The 19,760-nt window shown below is 37.6% G+C and carries 17 protein-coding genes; 13 read left to right on the forward strand and 4 right to left on the reverse strand.

Annotated elements, in window-relative coordinates; all coding sequences use genetic code 11:
* The first annotated feature begins 2 nt into the window (after positions 1-2).
* Entirely contained in the window at positions 3-1,811 is a 1,809-nt protein-coding gene (locus tag NMG88_RS03955) for a DUF3685 domain-containing protein (protein WP_254035124.1), read from the forward strand.
* On the opposite strand, the gene NMG88_RS03960 is transcribed toward NMG88_RS03955, so the two are convergent.
* Positions 1,784-2,476 carry a DNA-methyltransferase gene (locus tag NMG88_RS03960; RefSeq protein WP_254035125.1) on the reverse strand — a complete coding sequence of 231 codons (693 nt, stop codon included), beginning with the start codon at positions 2,474-2,476 and terminating at the stop codon, positions 1,784-1,786. The two genes, NMG88_RS03955 and NMG88_RS03960, sit on opposite strands and share 28 nt — an antisense overlap.
* Positions 2,477-2,632: 156 nt before the next feature.
* Between NMG88_RS03960 and NMG88_RS03965 the strand changes: the two genes are divergently transcribed.
* A complete protein-coding gene (locus NMG88_RS03965; protein ID WP_042154442.1) occupies positions 2,633-3,553 on the forward strand; it encodes a transposase family protein in 921 nt (306 codons plus the stop codon).
* 99 nt (positions 3,554-3,652) lie between these two features.
* Here the strand turns inward: NMG88_RS03965 and NMG88_RS03970 are convergent, their stop codons facing one another.
* A complete protein-coding gene (locus NMG88_RS03970) occupies positions 3,653-4,588 on the reverse strand; it encodes a hypothetical protein (protein ID WP_254035126.1) in 936 nt (311 codons plus the stop codon).
* 410 nt (positions 4,589-4,998) lie between these two features.
* Between NMG88_RS03970 and NMG88_RS03975 the strand changes: the two genes are divergently transcribed.
* From NMG88_RS03975 to nblB, 3 genes are all read left to right on the forward strand, one after another.
* Positions 4,999-5,310, forward strand: a complete 312-nt coding sequence (locus tag NMG88_RS03975; protein WP_026786657.1) for a DUF6679 family protein — start codon at positions 4,999-5,001, stop codon at positions 5,308-5,310.
* A gap of 189 nt (positions 5,311-5,499) precedes the next feature.
* The gene (locus NMG88_RS03980; RefSeq protein ID WP_026786656.1) at positions 5,500-5,967 is read left to right on the forward strand and encodes a CBS domain-containing protein; all 468 of its coding nucleotides are present in this window, start codon (positions 5,500-5,502) and stop codon (positions 5,965-5,967) included.
* A gap of 180 nt (positions 5,968-6,147) precedes the next feature.
* Positions 6,148-6,804 (forward strand): phycobilisome degradation protein NblB, encoded by a 657-nt coding sequence (gene nblB, locus NMG88_RS03985; RefSeq protein ID WP_042152024.1) that lies wholly within the window; start codon positions 6,148-6,150, stop codon positions 6,802-6,804.
* A 192-nt stretch (positions 6,805-6,996) separates the two neighbouring features.
* Here nblB and NMG88_RS03990 read toward each other — a convergent pair whose 3' ends face one another.
* Positions 6,997-8,979 (reverse strand): ABC transporter ATP-binding protein, encoded by a 1,983-nt coding sequence (locus tag NMG88_RS03990; RefSeq protein ID WP_254035127.1) that lies wholly within the window; start codon positions 8,977-8,979, stop codon positions 6,997-6,999.
* A 112-nt stretch (positions 8,980-9,091) separates the two neighbouring features.
* Here NMG88_RS03990 and NMG88_RS03995 point away from each other — a divergent pair, with 112 nt between their 5' ends.
* The 3 genes from NMG88_RS03995 (at position 9,092) to NMG88_RS04005 (ending at position 10,221) form a co-directional block, all read left to right on the forward strand.
* The gene (locus NMG88_RS03995; RefSeq protein WP_227350126.1) at positions 9,092-9,694 is read left to right on the forward strand and encodes a Panacea domain-containing protein; all 603 of its coding nucleotides are present in this window, start codon (positions 9,092-9,094) and stop codon (positions 9,692-9,694) included.
* A gap of 63 nt (positions 9,695-9,757) precedes the next feature.
* Positions 9,758-10,003 (forward strand): type II toxin-antitoxin system HicB family antitoxin, encoded by a 246-nt coding sequence (locus NMG88_RS04000; RefSeq protein WP_227350127.1) that lies wholly within the window; start codon positions 9,758-9,760, stop codon positions 10,001-10,003.
* On the forward strand, positions 10,003-10,221 hold the full coding sequence (locus NMG88_RS04005) for a type II toxin-antitoxin system HicA family toxin (protein WP_042152033.1): 219 nt from the start codon (positions 10,003-10,005) through the stop codon (positions 10,219-10,221). The genes NMG88_RS04000 and NMG88_RS04005 overlap by 1 nt, the downstream gene beginning before the upstream one ends.
* Positions 10,222-10,400: 179 nt before the next feature.
* On the opposite strand, the gene NMG88_RS04010 is transcribed toward NMG88_RS04005, so the two are convergent.
* Positions 10,401-14,180, reverse strand: coding sequence for a class I SAM-dependent DNA methyltransferase (locus NMG88_RS04010; protein ID WP_254035128.1), 3,780 nt, complete (start codon positions 14,178-14,180; stop codon positions 10,401-10,403).
* Between the two features lie 385 nt (positions 14,181-14,565).
* Between NMG88_RS04010 and NMG88_RS04015 the strand changes: the two genes are divergently transcribed.
* The 5 genes from NMG88_RS04015 (at position 14,566) to NMG88_RS04035 (ending at position 19,743) form a co-directional block, all read left to right on the forward strand.
* Positions 14,566-14,916: a slr0373 family blue light stress response protein gene (locus tag NMG88_RS04015; protein ID WP_026794031.1), complete on the forward strand. Its 351-nt coding sequence runs from the start codon at positions 14,566-14,568 to the stop codon at positions 14,914-14,916.
* A 73-nt stretch (positions 14,917-14,989) separates the two neighbouring features.
* A complete protein-coding gene (ycf46, locus tag NMG88_RS04020; protein WP_042152039.1) occupies positions 14,990-16,510 on the forward strand; it encodes a stress-responsive protein Ycf46 in 1,521 nt (506 codons plus the stop codon).
* A 153-nt stretch (positions 16,511-16,663) separates the two neighbouring features.
* Positions 16,664-17,017 (forward strand): DUF1257 domain-containing protein, encoded by a 354-nt coding sequence (locus NMG88_RS04025; protein WP_026786647.1) that lies wholly within the window; start codon positions 16,664-16,666, stop codon positions 17,015-17,017.
* Between the two features lie 153 nt (positions 17,018-17,170).
* A complete protein-coding gene (locus NMG88_RS04030) occupies positions 17,171-17,851 on the forward strand; it encodes a Crp/Fnr family transcriptional regulator (protein WP_026786646.1) in 681 nt (226 codons plus the stop codon).
* A 104-nt stretch (positions 17,852-17,955) separates the two neighbouring features.
* The gene (locus NMG88_RS04035) at positions 17,956-19,743 is read left to right on the forward strand and encodes a M61 family metallopeptidase (protein ID WP_042152043.1); all 1,788 of its coding nucleotides are present in this window, start codon (positions 17,956-17,958) and stop codon (positions 19,741-19,743) included.
* Positions 19,744-19,760: the final 17 nt, after the last annotated feature.

Below are 19,760 nucleotides of genomic sequence, written 5' to 3' on the forward strand. Positions count from 1 at the left end.
TTATGACCTCATCTACTGTACGACTTTTAATCATTGATGATGACCCTATTTTTCGGATGGGGTTACTGAGTGCATTAGAACCGTTTTCTGATTTGGAAGTTATTGCAGAAGTTGAGAGTTTAGAGAGTGCCTTCAGGGTTTTAGAAACTGAGACTAATTCAGAGGATCAGAAACCCGTTGATTTAATTATTTTGGAATTGGGGTTAAAAATCAAGGAAAATCCGGCGCTTAAAACTCACCCTGTTTTAGATTTTTGTCAACAATTAAAAACTCAATATCCTCAAATTCCGATTCTATTATTAACAACGGTTAAACTACAAAATTTATTACTATCAGCCCAAAAAATTGGGGTAGATGGTTATTGTAATAAGGGGATTCCAGTTAGAGAATTAGTAATTATTATTAATCAATTAGTCGCGGGAGAACGCTATTGGTTAGAATCCTTGGCAGCGTTGAATCGAGAACCGTTTATGGGAATAGTATCTCGAAAAACCGGATCATTATTGGGAAATATTCAAGGGTTTTTAGTTCAACCCGGAATGCGACAAATTGAACAAGCGATCGCAGAAGTTAATCAAGAAATTAAACGAAATTTAGAACAATTCAATCAACAAGATACTATTACGATTATTAATAAGTTAATTCTAACGGGAAAGCGGCGCGAACTTCTAACAGCAAGGTGGATTGTTAGTCAACTTTTATCGGAGGAAACCTCACCCAGTCTTGAGGTATCTGCTCAAGTTTCTAGTGATAATTTTAATGCCGATAATTATGAACCTCTGAAAAACTATCAAAGTATTGCCTTAGTGATCAATTCTGACCCTGCTAATCATAAAAGTTCAGGAATTGTAGCTAATAATTTAAAATCAGTTTTATTTGATAAAACCGTAATAAAACTGCAATCAGGATTAATTAATTTAACCGGAATGCCTTTAGAAATTGATATTCTAAGATTATCTAAAAAACGAGAATTGTTGTATATCTTGTTAAAACAATTAGAAATATTATTAGATGAATTAATCTTATCTGACCTGCAATATGAACAACTAGCCGAAAAAATACCTAATTTAATTACAGACTTTTGGCAAGCTGCAACTTTCGATTTTTTTGGGAAATATTATACTGTGACTAAGAATAACCAAAATATTGAAATTGTGACAATTATCTTAAAAGATGCTGATTTGATTCAAAACAATATTTTAAATAAAATCCCTTTAGTAAAAGATTTATTTGAGCATTTATTATTTTATAGACCCTTAACTATTGATAATTTATCCTGTCCGGCGGGAGGTTTAGACGCAATGGAACGTGCGGAAGCGTTATTACAAAATCTGTTAATTCAAGTAGCAAATGCGATCATTCAACCGTTACTCAATTATTTTTCAGATTATGAAGAAATCAAACTCAAATTTTATGATCGACGTTTATTATCGACCCGTGAAATTGAGAAATTTAGGAATAGTTTATCCTGGCGATATCGTCTTGATCAATATGTCGCCGAACCCAAGGCAATTTTTGAAAGTTCTTATTTACTCCTGGTTTTAGGAGAAAGAGGAATTCAAAAACAGGTAATTTATTCCCCCCGCCGAGACGAATTAGAAAAGTTATCGGGAATTCCATTAACGGTAACACTAATATTAGAAACCCGCGATGCTGTTGCTCCTCCTCTACGGGCGGCGATTTCCTTTGTCGGAAGTGCGATTATTTATGTTTTAACTAATATTGTCGGTCGAGGATTGGGTTTAATTGGAAAAGGGATTTTACAGGGAATTGGCACATCTTTTCAAGATAATCGCACCAGGAAAAAATGAACATCTCGGAATTTACTAAGTGGTATTTCCCATACGGTTCTTTTATTTCTACCTTTGGGATGGAAAGCTTGATCCCATCTGCCATCGTGTAAGTTGCTATTTCCTGAGTTTTTACCTATTTCTGGTGTTCCATTTGTTTTGCCAAAATGGTTTCGTCCGCCTTTCATCTTTGATTTGTCTGTGAAAGTTACATGAGGTTCTCTAATGGCATCCGCATCATAATAATATTCTGGGTTTCTGGCAAAAAGAAAGATATATTCGTGATCTGTTGTCGGACGGTTTTTAGTGGATGAAGGCATGGCATTTGGCTTGTGCCAAATAATATCACTTCGCAGTATCCAACCATCATTTTGCAAAGATAATGCGACTCTCCAAGGAATGCCGAGTAATGATTTTTTTCTATAGGTATCACCCAAATTTAACCACAATAAACCATCAGGCTTGAGTTTTTTTCTGAGTTCTCTAAATATACTTACTAAGTTTGATATGTAGGTTTCAACATCACTTTCTTGACCAATTTCATTTTGATTTTCTCCTTCTGCATAGTTTCTATGTCCAAAATAGGGTGGGCTGGTGACTATTGCTTGGAAAAAATCATCTTGAAGTGTGTGTACGATGGTTCTAGCATCACCAAGAATTACCATATTTTCGAGATTACTTGTCATTTGATGCTCCCAGAATAGTTGCCATATATTTATTAAACTTTATTTGTGCTGCTTCATCAAATCCCATAAATTTGTTAGGGTTCATATTAGACATCTCCAAAATAGAAACGGGGAGGGATAGCAAGATGGTAAAATTGGATTTTACCCCAATGAGAGATGAGTAAATTAAGAGACTATCTGGACAAGAATCCCCAGCAAGCAAAAAGGCTATTAGGGATGGAATACGAACAGCTAATAAAACTTATTCAAGCCGCGGAGTTATTAGAGCAAGAAAGACGGCAGGAACAGGAAAAAGCTAAGATCAGGTTGATTAAAGCAGGCGGGGGTCGTCACCAGAAATTGTCTGTGGAGGAACAAATCTTACTAACTCTAATTTATCTGCATCAGATGCCGACATTTCAAATGTTAGGGTTACAGTTTGAAGTGAGTGAATCAACAGCGAATGATATTTTCCATAACAAGATAAAAATCTTGAGAGAATTACTGCCAGCCAGTTTAGTTGAGCAAATAAAAAAAAACGAGAGTGATTGGGAGTGGGTAGAAAAAATTCTGCTGGAATTTGAGTTAGTAGTAGATAGCTATGAACAGCCCATGCAAAGACCAACAGACAATGAAGAGCAAAAAAAATATTACTCAGGAAAGAAAAAAACACATACCTTTAAAAATCAAGTCATTGTCATGCCAAACGGGAAAGAAATAGTGGATATAGCTGTGGGTTATACCGGAGCAACAAGCGATCTAAAATTGTGGAGAGAAAGAAGGGAGGAATTGGGGAATAATCAAAAATACAGAGGGGATAAAGCTTATGTAGGGGAAACAGCAATTAATACACCATATAAGAAACCGAGGAATCAAGAAATATCGCTTGAACATCGAGAAGAAAATCGGTTAAAAGCCAAACAAAGGATTGTAGTCGAACATTTAATAAGACTGATAAAAATTTATCGAGTTGCTTCAGAAAGATTTCGGTTAAAGAGCCAAAATTATGAAGCAGTAATCTTGACAGTATGTGGACTAATAAGATGGCGAATAGGAGCGATTGTATTATTATCTAAGAATTGCCCAGAATGCTTTTAAAAAATGATTGAATATCAGAGATAAAATTCATTAATTATTATTAATGTAACTGAAAAAGCCTATGAATCCGTTACTTTGGGAGAACCAGGCACAGGAGTGCTAGAGGTTCAAAAAGTAGCGATAGAGAGCATTTGGGAATTTTCGGAGATGTCTATTGAAATGAAAAATCATGTAAATCTGAGCGTCTATATTTGTTATTTCTGAAGCCGACCAATTTTCTGCAACTATTATAACAACAATATGATAGTTATTAAGTTCTTTTTTTATATCACTAATTGCAGTAATGATGTCGCGAGTGAACAGATGGGAATGACCGCCACCCTCTGTTTCTCTTGTTTTTACTGGAATTAACAAATTTACTTTATCTGTGCCATCTTTCGGCGTTAAATTAGCAGAAACATCAATAGTATGTTTTCCCAGCTTTATTTGCTTGTTGGCAATTTCAATATTTTTAAATTTTCCATAGTTGCCATAAATAGAATAATAATGCTGAATCGCTGTGATTAGACCCGTTCTTATATTTGCCTCAATATTATGACCACTAATGCTACGACGAGATCCTTCTAAACGATCAATTACAACTTCCCTTACTGCTTGCCACTCAAAACTTTTTACAATCGTGCGATACTCAAATATTAGTTCAACTAAGGAATCAGTTTCAGCGAGTAACTTAGTTACTCCATTTGCTTTTTGCATCCGAGAAATCAAAGGAGATAGTCTTTGCTGGGGAGCATCTCTTATCATCCATGCAAAAAAGTAGAAACACGCCTTATTATGTGAATAAACACGGCCAATACCATCAAATAACAAAGGCTTTTCATCGTTTTTATCATCATAACAAGCCTTGATTATTTTTTTTATTTCTCTCTTTGAACAAGCAAATAGTATTTCATTTAAACACCTATGAGAACCTGTGATGCGCTTGGCGTGTTTTTCAATCCAATCATAAAATGGTTTGGCTTGATCCGCAAGTTTTGTAAGCTCTATCAAGCGATAATGAGCAATGTTAATTTTATGGACAATCAGATCATTCATTTTTGTTAAATTTCCTTACGTTCCATAGAAAAGCCTTGACCTATATGATGATAGTCATTGGAGGCTGGGCGATCGCTCCTATTTGAGTCACCCACTCAAGTCAAACCATGGGAGCGATCGCAGTTGCAGAACTCAAAACCTATAGAGTACATTTTTTCCATCACCCATAGCAAGATTGGCTATTCCCCGCCCTCCAAGAATCAAACAACCATTACGGGGTAATTTATTTAGGCTTTATTGAAGCTAAATTTATGTTAAGGGTTAAAATATAAGGACAACAGTTTTGACTAGACTGATCACCTTGTAATCCGGTATACTACCAGGTGCTTAGGTATCCTGTTCAACCTTAAATACTTAGGTTCACAGGTGAAATTCAGATCAGCCAGCGAACTTCTCAGGAAAAGTAAAAAATGCTACATCGCAAGATTTATCAACTTTGTTGTGACGGTCGGGAAGTCTCTATTTTCTTACGAGATCAGCAACGTTGGATTGAGAAAGCTCGAATTACAGACATTGAGGGAGATCTAGTCACGCTACGTTATGAGACAGATGAGGAAGATGAGGTCTGTTCTTGGGAAGAAATGATCCGCATAGAAAGCATTGGATCAATTAGTCAGAAGTTGGCCTCCGTTCCCAGGTGCTATTTTGATCTGCCAGTTTCTGAAGATTGTCCCGAAGCGGAACAAATTCGTAATCCCACTTCCGAATCTAGTCCCGAATAGGTTGGACAATTGTTGTTCAATCCAATTTTCCAAGGGAATCAAGCTCCGTCCTTATCTCGACAGGCTCAGTGGCTTGATGGGGCGGATTTTTCTCGTGTTGGCTTGAGATTTGGCGGTTGCAGCAACAAGTCAGGGCTGCTAATAACTGATATGATCGGGATTGGAAAGTTTAACAAACACGCAGAAATCATGCCCAAGACTGTTGCTGAGGTGATGACCCCAAATCCAATCCTGGTTAAGCCAGAGATGCCACTCAGAGAAGCACTGCAACTGATGGTGGAAAGACATATTGGTTGTTTACCTGTGGTAAATGAATCCGGCCATTTGGTGGGTTTTATCTCGGGAACGGATTTGATGTGGCAAGAAAGCGGTGTGACTCCACCTACTTATATTACTTTTCTTGACAGTATTATTTACCTGGAAAATTTTTCCCGGTATGAACAGGAATTGCATAAGGCATTAGGCCAAACTGTGGGAGAAGTGATGACTCCTGCCCCGATTATTACGATTACCCCTAATAAATCTTTATCCGATGCCGCCCGGTTATTGAATGAAAAGCGCATTCATCGTTTACCTGTGGTGGATGATTCCGGTAAGGTGATTGGGATTCTCACCTGTGGCGATATTCTGCGGGTGATGGCAATGGCAAAGAGTTAAAATTTATCGGATTTTGTGAATAAAAACAAGGCTGGTCGGGACATTAGGTTTTGACCCTGGCTTGGTGTTCGTTTTTGCCAAGTTTTTAAAAAAATATTGATCTATTGAAGTCAAAAAATATGATATTATCCTGATCATTTCAAAACCATTTAGAGCGTTCATTTCAAAACCTTAATTTTTATGACAATTACCCCTGAATCTGTTGAGAAGTTGTTAAGTTCTAGTGATTTTGGCGATCGCTTGCGCGGTGTCAATCAACTCCGACAACTGCCCCCAGCGATCGCTTTTGAGTTAATTCAAGTCCCGATTAAAGATAGTAATAGTCGGGTACGATATGCGGCTATTAGTCAGATGGCAACTTTGGGGAAGCAGGATTTAGAAACCTCCTATCAAGTCCTGCATTATCACTTATTAAATGATCCTGAAATTGATGTGCAATCGGCGGCGGCGGATGGGTTAGGGGCGTTGAAACTTAAGGATGCCTTTGATGATTTACAAAACATCTATAATACTACACCAGAATGGTTACTTAAACTGAGTATTGTGGCGGCGGTGGGAGTTATCGAAGAACCTCGCGCTTTTGAATTATTAGAAACAGCCCTTCAAGATGAAAATAGTTTAATTCAAACCATTGCTATTAGTGCATTAGGGGAATTAGGTGACAGGCGGGCAGTGCCTTTATTAGTTCCCTATGTGACCAATTCAGACTGGCAAATTCGCCATCGGGTCGCCCAAGCGTTAAGTCGTTTAGGGGGTAGCGAAGTTGAAACTATGTTAAAACAATTAGCGGAGGATGAAGTTGAGATTGTGGCTCAAGAAGCTAAGGCTAAAGTATAATAAATTTTTTCCCAACTCCAGTCGATAAACCAAGGGAAACTATTGGTTTTTACCTTTTCCCTTGTACTATAGCGCTACGCGCAAGGGAACAGGGAACAGGGAACAGTAAGAAGTGAAAGGGTTTCAGGATTTAGAAATGTCCTAACTGTAATGCGTAGTGCTATATTTTAATTTCTGCTTTTGTTAATTAGTTCAATTAAAGTTACTACTTCTAATATTCCCTGAAGGAATAGACGCAATTAATTGACGGGTATAGGCTTGTTTGGGATAACGATAAATTTCTTCGGCAGTTCCGGTTTCTTCGATTTTTCCTTGATTCATAACAATAATCCGATCGCTCATAAATTTAACCACACTTAAATCATGGGAAATAAAAATATAAGTTAGATTAAATTCCGATTGTAACTCTTTTAATAGGTTCAAAACCTGCGCCTGTACCGAAACATCTAGGGCGGAAACTGATTCATCACAAATAATAAATTTAGGGTTTAATGCTAAAGCTCTAGCAATACAAATCCGTTGTCTTTGTCCCCCGGAAAATTCATGGGGATAACGACGCATTAAATCAGGATTCAATCCAACTCTTTCTAATAAATAAGCCACGCGATCGCATTTTTCCTGAAAATTATCTCCCACTTGATGAATAATTAAAGGTTCCATGACCGCCTCGCCAATGCTGATTCTAGGGTCAAGGGAACTAAACGGATCTTGAAAGATAATCTGCATATTTCGCCGCACCCAACGCATTTTATGATTAAACTGTTGCTGATTTCGATAATTGTTAAATCCACTAAATATAGCTGTTTCTAAATAAGGTGCAGTAATATCTTGACTTTCAAATAATACCTGACCACTCAAGGGTTTAATTAGTTGTAAAATTGCTCTGGCTAAGGTACTTTTTCCACAGCCTGATTCTCCCACTAATCCCAAGGTTTCCCCTGGATAAACCTCAAAAGAAACATCATTAACCGCCATAAATAACCGTTTAGTTTGACCCAATACTCCGGGTATTTTAAAACCAACTCTTAAATTTTTAACGGATAAAAGTGTATTATCTGATGGAAGACTTGATAAAAAAGATTTAGAACTTAAAGCAATATTAGAAATATTATTATAAATTTTATTAACTTCTGCTTGAGGTTTTTCTCGAATTTCTTTTTCCCCATTTTCCAAGGTAACAACCTCCATAAAATCCGCCACCGTTGGCAATCTTACCGCCGGGTTATCTAAGGTGGGACGACAGGCTAATAAACCTTTAGTATAGGGATTTTGAGGGGCTGTAAAAATTTGCTGAATAGTTCCTGACTCGACTATTTTTCCCTGGAACATTACCGCCACTTGGTCAGCAATTTGAGCAACAATTCCCAAATCATGGGTAATAAAAATCATCGCCATTCCCCGATATTCTTGTAACTCTTGAAGTAACTCTAATATTGTTGCTTGTACCGTCACATCTAAGGCCGTTGTCGGTTCATCCGCGATTAATAATATGGGGTTACAAGAAATAGCCATAGCAATCATTACCCGTTGCAATTGTCCCCCGGATAATTCATGGGGATATCGATCTAACATAGCTCGTTTTTGAGCATTAACCTGTTGAATAACTTCTCTTTTTCTAGTGCGTTTATCTTGTAATTCCTGGGGAGAACGGGATGTTGCTTGATGGTTTTGTTCTTCTAATGCTTGCTGCATTAATTGATCATCACTTGGGAGTAATTTAACTTCCTGTAATAAGGATGCAGCTTTCCACATCGCCTGTTTAGGGGATATTTTTTGATGCTGAATAATAGCTTCGGTTAACTGAAACCCAATGGTAAATACGGGGTTAAGGGAGGTCATAGGTTCCTGAAAAATCATGGAAATTTGACCGCCGCGATAGGTTTGTTTTTGAGTTGATGAAAGTTGTAATAAATTAACGGGTTGGGAATAGGAGTTATAGTCTTCAGATTCGGGAATTTGAAACCAAACTTCCCCGCTAACTTGAGTGGTTGCGGTCGAAAGTAACCCCATAATTGCTAATGCTGTCACGGATTTTCCTGAACCGGACTCGCCTACAATTCCCAGGGTTTGTCCCCGTCCGACCTGGAAGGAAATGTCATCAACGGCGGTAAGCGTCCGTTCGTCGGTTTCAAACTCAACCCGCAGATTATTTACGTTCAGGACAGCATATTGCATGGAAGTTACCCTTTTGATTAATTGTATTCTTGAATCAATTATGATATAATATAGATAGGTTTTAAATGTTTGTCAAATTAACTCTTTCAATTTAGCTAGATAGGTTAGAGACATGATTAATTCTCTCAACATAGCTCGCTATTTTATTGTAAAAGCTTATCAGGATGGTATAGAAGCAGAAATGACAAATATGAAAGTACAAAAACTTTTATATTATGCACAAAGCTTATATTTAGCCCTCTATGATCAGCCTTTATTTGAAGAAGAAATTCAAGCTTGGCGTTATGGCCCTGTTTGTCCTCCTGCTTATCAATATTATAGTGAATTTGAAGCCAATCAACTCCCAATTCCTGATGCAGAAATTATCTTAGAAATTCCTGATGATCAGAAGTTAGTTTTAGAAGAAGTTTGGGATTATTTTGGCGGGTATCACGCCTATAGATTAAGTGGGATGACTCACCTAGAATTTCCTTGGAAAAAAGCGCGTCAGGGTTTATCCTCAGAAGCAAGATCAACTCAACCAATTTTGATTGAGGATATGAAAGCATTAGGATATCAAAAATTAGAGGTCATAGAACGAGATCATCCGGCTTATGAACCTGTAATGTATGAAGTTTTGAAAGATACTATAACTTCCGTAAATAATCAATCAGAACCTTCAAATCTTATTCATAAAGGAGAAGTGCGTGACTGGATTAACTCCCTTCTCAATTGAATCTTCTTTGCGATCGCTAATTATCCTGAATTTGAATTAAACTCGTTATTAAGGAAACTTTAAATGATGTTAACAGATTATATTTATGCAGGCATGAATCGGGCAAAATATGAGATTTTAGATGATGGGATATTTTATGGAGAAATACCCGACTGTCAGGGAGTTTGGAGTAGTGGTAAAACCTTAGAAGAATGTCGAGAAAATTTACAAGATGCGTTAGAAGGATGGATCATTTTAGGGTTACGTTTGGGTCATCAATTACCGATTTTAGACCAGATTAACTTAAATCTTGAAAACGAGGTTGCTTAATGCCACCATTTTCTGCAATTAAATGGAAAGATTTTGTGCGCTATTTGAAACTAGCTGGTTTTCAAGGGCCCTATCCTGGGGGAAAACATCAATATATGATTAAGGATGAAGTCAGGTTAACTATTCCTAACCCCCATCAAGGTGATATTAGTAAAAATTTACTGAGTCGGCTGTTACGTCAGGCGAATATTAGCCGAGATGAATGGGAAAAACTATAGTAAGAGGAGAAAATCAGAGGAAGTGGATCATCTTTTCCTCTTGTTCCAATGCTCTGCATTGGAATACTAATATTGAGGCTCTGCCTCAAGTAATAATAGGAGCCGGAGCCTCCATGAATAGCATTTCTAGGTAGAACCTAGAAACGAGGGGGAAATGATGGGAAATGGATAATCTTTTTTTAGGTTTTACCCTCAACTATTTTAATTTCTTCTTCTGTTAATCCATATAATTCATAAACCAGTTGATCGATTGTTGTTTCAATCTTTTTAACATCTTCCTCTTGAGGATTAAGACATTTTTGAACAAGGTTTTTTATGGCTTCACACTCTGATTGGCTGGCGGTGGGGATAGGGAAATATTTTATAAATATTGAGCTTGGCTCGTAGAAATCACCCTGTAATTTTGATAGTAAATGCTGAAACAAAAACCGCACTACGCTAGAGTTAAGAACTGCTAGTAGAAATTTATCATGGGTGGGAATAATAAATGCCTTCTGATTTGTGTAATAGCCTAATTCATCCCAAGCAAATTCATTACTCTTACAAATATTTGGATAAATAATCTTAGATTGTTCAAATTCATTCCAGTAAATACAAGATCGCAATTCCCAAAAGAATTTACCCTGATCGCATCTTTTAATTAAGGATTCCTTAAATTTATTAAAATATTTAAAAATCGCAGGATATGTGTTATAAAAAATTTTTTCTGCTTCTTTTTCTGGTTGATCAGACCAAGGATGTTTTTTATTTTCAGAAGATTCAATTTTGATCAAATATTGATCAGCAAAACCAACTCGCCATCTTTTAACATCACGACCACGCAGCAAAGGTTTAATAACTTCCGCAGACGAAGAATGTTCAGCGATTAATTTATCTCTTGTTTGGCGATCAATTATAAAAGCCTCATTAAAACCTGTTTTAATACCATAATAAAATTTACCGTTTACATATTCTCCTAACGGTGTACCAGTATTTTGCAGTTTCGCAAGCAAGTCCAATACCTGAGAAGATTCTAGTCGCCAACCATCAGATTTTAAGTTTCTCTGAGGAATTATAAAACTATCCTGCTCTAAAACCGTCACAAATTGTGCAATATTTTGTTTTTTTGTTAGATCCCATGATAAAGCCTTTAATTCATTCGCGTCAGATTTCAATTTACTTAAAGAGATAATGCTAGGATAAGCGATCGCTTCTTCAAAAACCGGAAAATCACCGAAATCTATTAAATTATAAATTGTTGTTTTATCTGTCAAAAGTTGACGTAACTTTTCACCATAACCTGCTCTCAAATATTTATTAGAGGAGATATAAATTAAATTACCTTTTGCTTTTAATATATGTAAACCCAACTCATAAAAGTAAACAAATATATCACTAACACCTGTATAACATTGATAATTTTTCTGTAAAATTGCCTTAAATTCCTTAATTTCTTCTTGTCGAATATAAGGAGGATTTCCAATCACAACATCAAAACCGATAAACTTTCCTTCATCATCCAAAATTTCAGGAAACTCAAACCGCCATTCAAAAGCATGATCATAAATTTTACCACTTTCGATTTCCTCAATTTCCACCCTTAATTTATCAATCTCATTATTTAACTTAACAACTTTTTTCTCCCGCGCTTTTTGTTCGGTTTTAGTTTCCTCAAACAGCGAAAGTTGATTCTCTAAATTATAAACTTCCCCCTCTAACTGTCTTAACTTCGTTTTCTTGGGGTCAATTCCTTGAAGGGTAGTTTTAAAATCACCTTTAATGGTATTCATTAACTTTTCCATCTTTCGCTTTTGCTGTTTATTCTCCGCATGGCGATAGGTTTGGACAGCGTTTTGATAGGTTTCAATATCAATACTATTTTTCTTTAACGCTGGTTTTAAATCCGCATCCAAGGGAAAACGACTAATTAAAGAGTTACCGTGCTTGATATTAATATCAATATTCGGTAAAGTTTCCAATTCCGTGTAATTACTCTCCGCTTTATAATAGGCATTTTTTAGCAATTCTATCCATAACCGTAACCGACAAATTTTAACCGAATTGCGGTTAATATCCACACCAAATAGGCAATTTTCGATAATCGTTTGCTTTTCGTGAAATAGGGTTTCTTGGATGCGTTGACTTTCTGAGTTTTTCGGGGTATAGGTAAAGGGTTGATGATCTTCGTCTGTTATGATTAATTCATCATTTTCTACAACAATTTGATATTCTTTTAATCGTTTTCCAGTTTGATCCTGTAAAATTTTCAGATCATTTTTAATCGCAATAATTTCATTCAACGCCGACACTAAAAAATGTCCCGACCCCACCGCCGGATCACAAATTTTTAGACTATTAATAATTCGATTTGCTTCGGTTCTATCTTCTATTTTATCATATAAATCATCAAGAGTTTGGCAATTCCAACTTTTAATTTCATTGAATTTCTGGACAACTGCTTTCCGCAAAGTTTCCCGACACATATACATGGTAATAAAACCTGGGGTAAAATATGACCCATCTTTATAACCGTTAATTTTCTCAAAAATGAGTCCTAAAACCGAAGCATTAATTAGGGTTTTTTGTTCTTCTTGAATTCCTTCTAAACCTTCGCTACTAAAATCATAGGCATCGAGAAACTCAAATAAATATTGTAGGGTATTCAGTTCTCCGGTGCGTTTATTTCCGTTAGTATCTTTTAAAACAGTTGTTGATAAAATTGGTAGTTTTTCGGCTCTCAGATTACTAATAACTAGGGTTTGATGTTCGAGTTCGGTAGTTTCAAATAGGGAACTATTCAGATAGGGAACATTAGCAAAAATCTTTTTTACATCCGGTTTTCTCTCACTAGATTTAACGGCTAATACCTGAAAAAATAACCGATCTAAATCATCAAAATTATGGATTTTATCTAAATTGAGAAAGGCAAAATTGCGATCGCCTTTATGATAAGTTATTAATTGAGATTCTAATAATTTTAAGAATAGAATCCGGTTTATCCAAGTAATTGATAATTCTAAAGCAATATTAAAAACCTGTTCGGGTGCAGTTTCTCCAAATTGTTCGGGTTTTTCCAGTCGGGAAATTTTATCTAAACTATCGAGTTGTAAAATAGCATTTTCGAGCAGTGAAGCTGGATTTCTTTGTGCTTCTAGTTGACGTTTGATCAGTTTTTTATTCTTTTCTTTGGTTTCCGTTAAACCGATAAGATAGAGTAATTCACTATAAAAGCCTTTATCTAGGGTATTACTATCGTTAACAGTCGGTAATTTTAATAAATGTTGGGGCGAAAGTAACTTAAATAAAGCGATCAGTTTTTCATCATTTTCGGGGTTATCATCTCTAACAAATGCTTCATAGTCTTGAATATTAAAATAAGTGAATTGTAGTTCATTTTTAATCTTTTCTATGGCAGGTTTAGCAATTTCTTTATAGAAAAAATCGGTGGTTTTCCCCGTTAAGCGTCCGGCTGCAAAATCTTCAAATTGTTGAATTAATTGTTTATTCTCACAAAAATATTTTTCAAAAATCTGGGCATCAAAAATAAACCATTCATTAATATTAGTAGCAATTAAATGTTTAATTTCTAGGTTATTATTGGTAATTCGTTCTCTCAAAAAATATAAAACTAACTCTTGTAAGGCTTTAGCATTCAGGTTTTCAACCTTAACCATTTCTGCTTTATTTTTGGGTTTCTTGACTTCGAGAATAACACCCACACTGCTTTTAGAATCTTTCTGATTGTGAATAACCAGATCATTACGTTCTCTGGTATTAATAAAATAATTAGGGCTATAATAGGTATTTTTCAGGAAATCAGCCATCAAATTTTTATGAAATTCTTCTGATTCCTTTTCATTGATATGCTCTAGGAGATTAATCAAGTTAGTCTTGAATTGTTCAATGTTGCTGCGGCTGACTTTGACTTTCAGAAATGCTTTATTTAATGCTTCTCTCGGTTGTCTTTGGTTATTGTTCATGATCAGCAACAAAGTTACTCAACTATCTATATATAGCAGGGAATGGGAAACACCGGAACAGGCCCCCAAACCCCCAGGGCTGTTTCATTCTCTAGGAAAAACTGTGTGACCTCTCCCCGAACCCCTTTTGATGGGGAGAGGGGGGACTAATTATTACTATTAAACATAAAAAATTATTTATTACTCCCCCTTCCCTACTAGGGAAGGGGGTTGGGGGGTTAGGTCTTAGGGGTTGGCAATGGAAAATGAAACAGCCCAGGGCCGTCCACCCACACAATGTAACGAAATATTACAAAAATGCCGTTATAGAGGTATAACGTCTTGACATCTGGAAAAAGGTTCGTTATCTTGAGACACATACCCGGGTACACAAGTTCACAGTCTTATGCAAAATAAGCAAAAAGTCACTTTATATATTCCGCCGGAACTGCATCGCAAATTAAAAATAAAAGCGGCAGTTGAATCAGAGCCGATGTCATCCATTGCTGAACGGGCGATTGTTTTTTACCTGAACAATTCCGAGTTAGTCGATGAAGTGGAGGCATCCTATGGACAAGCCCATCGGGTTTACTCCTGTCCAGACTGTTCCAGTTCCATCATCCTCAAGGAAGGGGAATTGACCTCCCTGAGAGAGCAACCCAGCATCCTATCCGATGACGAACTACCAGTCGGGTCTGTAAGAGAGATGGAATCTAGCACAGCCCAATCAGGAGAGGAAAAACTGGTTCCCTGCTAAATCCCTAGCTTCATCGGAGGTTAGGACTAGCAAATTCTGTAAACGTTAAACCGTCTCTATTGGATCGAGGACTATGCAAGAAGAACTCAGTATCTTAATTGAAGCCCGATATCCTCTGATCTACCTCGTCACCTCCGAGGAAGAGCGGTCTGAGCAGGCTATAGCTAAAATCGCACAAGCCAAGCGCCAGAGAGAGGTTTATGTGTGGACAGTCACTCGCGGTTTAGTCAAATATGATCAGGCCCGAACGGCGGTTCAATCTAACACAGTCTCTCCCCAAGCGGCGATTGAGTGGGCGATTCGGCACAAGGAGCCTAACGTAAGCGGAAGTATCTATATATTTAAAGATTTGCATCCCTTCAAGGATTCCCCTGAAGTGACTCGGTGTTTGCGGGATGCGATCGCCAGTTTCAAAGGCACAAATAAGACCATCATCTTAATGTCGCCGATCCAATCTATTCCTATCGAGCTAGAGAAGGAAGTTGTGGTTCTGGACTTCGCTCTACCCGATATGAAAGAACTGAATTTAGTCTTAACCTCCCAACTGGAACAAGCTCGGTCTCGACGTTTAACCACCGAAGGACGAGAAAAACTGCTCAAAGCAGCTTTAGGCTTAACCCAGGATGAGGCCGAAAAAGTCTACCGCAAAGCCCAAGTCACCGCCGGACGTCTGACGGAAGAAGAAGTGAATGTTGTTCTCACCGAAAAGAAACAACTAATTCGACGCAATGGCATTTTAGAATACATTGATGTCGATGAAACCATAGATTCCGTAGGCGGTTTAGAAGAACTGAAACGCTGGTTACACCAACGTTCCAACGCCTTCACCGAAAGAGCAAGGGAATATGGTCTACCTCAACCCAAGGGGATGTTAATTTTAGGGATACCCGGATGCGGAAAGTCCCTAATTGCTAAAACCACCTCTCGGTTATGGGGATTACCCTTACTCCGGTTAGATATGGGTCGGGTCTATGACGGTTCTATGGTAGGTCGTTCCGAAGCCAACCTGAGAAACGCCTTAAAAACGGCTGAATCAATCTCCCCCGTGATTTTATTTATTGATGAATTAGATAAATCCTTTGCGGGTAGTGGCGGATCAGCAGACTCCGATGGTGGAACCTCAAGCCGGATCTTTGGATCATTCCTGACCTGGATGCAGGAAAAAAGCTCTCCTGTATTTGTCATGGCAACGGCAAACCGCGTCGAACGCCTTCCGGGGGAATTCCTCAGAAAAGGTCGATTTGATGAAATCTTCTTTGTGGATTTACCCACCCAAGAAGAACGCCAAGATATTTTTAAAATTCATCTGTCCAAACGCCGTCGGGAAATCGAACGCTTCGACATAGAACAACTGTCTAAGGTTTCCGAAGGCTTTTCTGGAGCAGAAATTGAGCAGGCCGTAATCGCTTCGATGTACGAAGCCTTTGCTCAAGACCGCGAGTTTACGCAGCTTGATATCATTGCCGCGATTAAGTCCACGATGCCCTTGTCCAAGACCATGAACGAACAGGTCACCGCACTACGAGATTGGGCAAGACAGCGTGCACGTCCGGCTGCGTCCTCCGTCGCTGAATATCAGCGCATGGAGTTCTAAAGGCTTACTCCTAGTCCAAATAGGAGTTAAGGCTAGTCCCCAAAACCGACTAGCAGTTCCCAAAACCAAAAAAAGCCGTCCCCTCTTATAAAGACGGCATTGATTCTAACCAAACCGTTGTTGTTTCGTTTTCAGTTCACGGAGGATACCGAAATGTCTCACTTTAGCACACTGCGTACTAAAATCGCCGATTCCGAAATCTTGAAAGCTTCTCTGAGTGATATTGGTATTAGCACTAAAACTAATGCTGATGTTCGTGGCTATAATGGCCAACGGGTTCGTGCCGACTTGGTTGCAGTCCTTGAAGGCGAATATGACCTCGGTTGGTCTCGCAACAGCGATGGTACTTTCGATTTAATTGCTGATCTGTGGGGTGTGGCTAAAAAACACAACCAAACCGAACTGATCAACTCTATTAATCAAAAATACGCCGTTAATAAGACCTTAGCTGATGTTAAACAGCGCGGTCTGCAAAACGCCAACGTGAAATTGGTTGTCCAAAAATAGTTGGTCTAAGCGTTCCCAAGCTTGCGGGTTAACCTGAATTTATCAGGGTTAACCCGTTTTTCTATTTGCAACTAGATCAATTTATGAGATATTTTGGTAATATTCATCATAGTAGATCGGTAATCTACTAATTAAAAAACGTAGCAAATTCTCATGCAAACTGAAGCTTTTAGCGAGCTTTTTCCACTATTCAAAGGGGCCAATCCTGAAACATTAGAATGGCTGCTATCCGTTGCTGTCAAACATGAATATCCGGCTGATAGGGCGGTGGTCATGGAAGATGCTTGGGGGAATGCAGTCTATTTTGTCGTTTCTGGATGGGTGAAAGTCCGACGGTTATCGGGGGATGAAGTTGTCACATTAGCCATTTTGGGGCGAGGAGATTTCTTCGGAGAAATGGCGATTTTAGATGAATCTCCCCGGGCCAATGATGTGATCGCCCTATCTTCGGTGCGGTTAATTAGTGTTTCGGCTCAACGCTTTATCCAGACGCTGTTTAAAGATCCCCAGCTTCACCATAGAATGTTGCAGTTAATGGTGCGTCGTTTGCGTCAAACCAACCAACGGTATCAAATTCGTCACCGACCTCCGGCGGTTAAACTCGCCAATACCTTGGTAGAATTAGCTGAAAATTACGGTCAGCCCACGGAAAAAGGGGCGGATATTTTTAATATTCCTTTCCAAGATTTAGCAGATGTTACGGATATTTCTTTAGAAGAAACAACTAAAATTATGGATAAAATTATGAGTAAAGGATGGATGAATATTGATGAAGAAAAACAAATGATTCATTTACTCAATCTCAAACATTTAAACCATCTTTCTAGCCAATAAATCCCAAATATTCAACGCTAAAATTCAGCGTTGTTAATTTTCCCTTCTCTTTGACGGAGGGGAAAATTATTGTTTATTAACAATTTTTTTTATCTTTAAAAATCATGACTGAAGCAACTCAAACCCGTGCTTATAATCAAGCTATAATTATTCCTAGCTTACAGTATTGGGTAGCCATTCCTAAACCAGAATCCCATTTATTTGAAGTTACCTTACGGATTCAAAAAGATATTATTTCATCCTCCGTATTAGATTTAAAAATGCCCGTTTGGACTCCGGGCTCCTATTTAGTGCGGGAATATTCCCGACATTTACAGGATTTTGCTGTTCGTGACCAGGATGGAAGCCCTTTAAATTGGCAAAAAATTAGTAAAAATCATTGGCGAATTACAACTAATTCCGCCACAGAAATCACAGTTGATTATCGAATTTTTGCGAATGAATTAAGTGTAAGAACCAATCATTTAGATAGTTCCCATGGTTATTTTAATGGGGCGGCTTTATTTTTATATGTACCCGAATATAAACAACAATCAATTCAAGTCACCATAGAACCCCCTAAAAATTGGATGGTTAGCACCACTTTACCCCCGGTTTCCCATCAACCTAATACGTTTTATGCTGATAATTTTGATACCTTAGTTGATAGTCCCTTTGAAATCGGAACCCATCGTTTATATGAATTTGAAATCGAGGGAAAATCCCATCAATTAGCGATTTGGGGCGAAGGAAATCTTAATCCTGAAAGGTTAATTACGGATTTCCAAAAAGTTATCGCCATAGAATCGGAATTATTTGGGGGACTACCCTACGAACGTTATTTATTTTTGTTACATCTTTCTAATCATGGTTTTGGTGGTTTAGAACATAAAGAGTCTTGTTCTTTAATTTATTCTCGATTTGGCTTCCGTAGTCCCGATAAATATAATAGATTTATGCAGTTAGTCGCCCATGAATTTTTCCATTTATGGAACGTTAAACGCATTCGTCCGAAAGCATTAGAAGTGTTTGATTATGAACAGGAAAATTATACTCCTTCCCTGTGGTTTTCCGAAGGAACAACCAGTTATTACGATATGGTAATTCCCTATCGGGCGAGAATTTTTGATGTTAAGGGCTTTTTTCATGCCATTTCTAAAGAAATTACTCGCTTACAAACCATTCCCGGGCGGTTAGTTCAACCATTAAGTGAATCGAGTTGGGATACTTGGATTAAACTTTATCGGCGAGAATCCCATAGTGATAATAACCAAATTTCCTATTATTTAAAAGGAGAATTAGTTTCATTCTTACTGGATTTATTGATTAGAAGTAAACATGGAAATTCCCGTTCTTTGGATGATGTAATGCGCCAAATGTGGAAAGAATTTGGTCAACCAGAAATTGGCTTTACCCCCGAACAATTAGAACAGATTATAGAGTCCGTTGCTGAAACATCTTTAAGCGATTTTTTCCAACAATATTTGTATGGAATTACCGAACTTCCCTATAATGAATATTTAGAACCCTTTGGTTTACAATTAATTGCAGAAACCACCGATGAAACCCCCTATTTGGGTTGTAAAGTTGCATCGGAAAAAGGCAAAGAAATCATCAAATTTGTAGAAACAAATAGTCCCGCCGAAACCGCAGGATTAGATATTAACGATGAACTTTTAGCCTTAAATGGATTCAAAGTCACCTCCGACCAATTCCATGAACGTTTAAAAGATTATAAACCTGGGGATATAGTAGAATTAACATTTTTTCATCAAGATTTGTTGCGAACTTGTCAAGTTACCTTGACCTATCCCCGTCCTAATCATTACAAAATTATTTCCGTAGCCCAACCCACCCCTGAACAAAAACGAAACTTTGAAGGTTGGTTAGGTTGTCCCTATCACAATTTATGACATAATTAGGGGGAAAT

This window comes from Planktothrix agardhii, from assembly GCF_904830935.1.
Classification (GTDB): Bacteria; Cyanobacteriota; Cyanobacteriia; order Cyanobacteriales; family Microcoleaceae; genus Planktothrix; species Planktothrix agardhii.

What these genes read in the sequence shown, in the direction of transcription:
- NMG88_RS03955 (WP_254035124.1), top strand. Translation starts at nt 3, where the DNA reads ATGACCTCATCTACTGTACGACTTTTAATCATTGATGATGACCCTATT.
- NMG88_RS03960 (WP_254035125.1), bottom strand. Translation starts at nt 2,476, where the DNA reads ATGACAAGTAATCTCGAAAATATGGTAATTCTTGGTGATGCTAGAACC.
- NMG88_RS03965 (WP_042154442.1), top strand. Translation starts at nt 2,633, where the DNA reads ATGAGTAAATTAAGAGACTATCTGGACAAGAATCCCCAGCAAGCAAAA.
- NMG88_RS03970 (WP_254035126.1), bottom strand. Translation starts at nt 4,588, where the DNA reads ATGAATGATCTGATTGTCCATAAAATTAACATTGCTCATTATCGCTTG.
- NMG88_RS03975 (WP_026786657.1), top strand. Translation starts at nt 4,999, where the DNA reads ATGCTACATCGCAAGATTTATCAACTTTGTTGTGACGGTCGGGAAGTC.
- NMG88_RS03980 (WP_026786656.1), top strand. Translation starts at nt 5,500, where the DNA reads ATGCCCAAGACTGTTGCTGAGGTGATGACCCCAAATCCAATCCTGGTT.
- nblB (WP_042152024.1), top strand. Translation starts at nt 6,148, where the DNA reads ATGACAATTACCCCTGAATCTGTTGAGAAGTTGTTAAGTTCTAGTGAT.
- NMG88_RS03990 (WP_254035127.1), bottom strand. Translation starts at nt 8,979, where the DNA reads ATGCAATATGCTGTCCTGAACGTAAATAATCTGCGGGTTGAGTTTGAA.
- NMG88_RS03995 (WP_227350126.1), top strand. Translation starts at nt 9,092, where the DNA reads ATGATTAATTCTCTCAACATAGCTCGCTATTTTATTGTAAAAGCTTAT.
- NMG88_RS04000 (WP_227350127.1), top strand. Translation starts at nt 9,758, where the DNA reads ATGATGTTAACAGATTATATTTATGCAGGCATGAATCGGGCAAAATAT.
- NMG88_RS04005 (WP_042152033.1), top strand. Translation starts at nt 10,003, where the DNA reads ATGCCACCATTTTCTGCAATTAAATGGAAAGATTTTGTGCGCTATTTG.
- NMG88_RS04010 (WP_254035128.1), bottom strand. Translation starts at nt 14,180, where the DNA reads ATGAACAATAACCAAAGACAACCGAGAGAAGCATTAAATAAAGCATTT.
- NMG88_RS04015 (WP_026794031.1), top strand. Translation starts at nt 14,566, where the DNA reads ATGCAAAATAAGCAAAAAGTCACTTTATATATTCCGCCGGAACTGCAT.
- ycf46 (WP_042152039.1), top strand. Translation starts at nt 14,990, where the DNA reads ATGCAAGAAGAACTCAGTATCTTAATTGAAGCCCGATATCCTCTGATC.
- NMG88_RS04025 (WP_026786647.1), top strand. Translation starts at nt 16,664, where the DNA reads ATGTCTCACTTTAGCACACTGCGTACTAAAATCGCCGATTCCGAAATC.
- NMG88_RS04030 (WP_026786646.1), top strand. Translation starts at nt 17,171, where the DNA reads ATGCAAACTGAAGCTTTTAGCGAGCTTTTTCCACTATTCAAAGGGGCC.
- NMG88_RS04035 (WP_042152043.1), top strand. Translation starts at nt 17,956, where the DNA reads ATGACTGAAGCAACTCAAACCCGTGCTTATAATCAAGCTATAATTATT.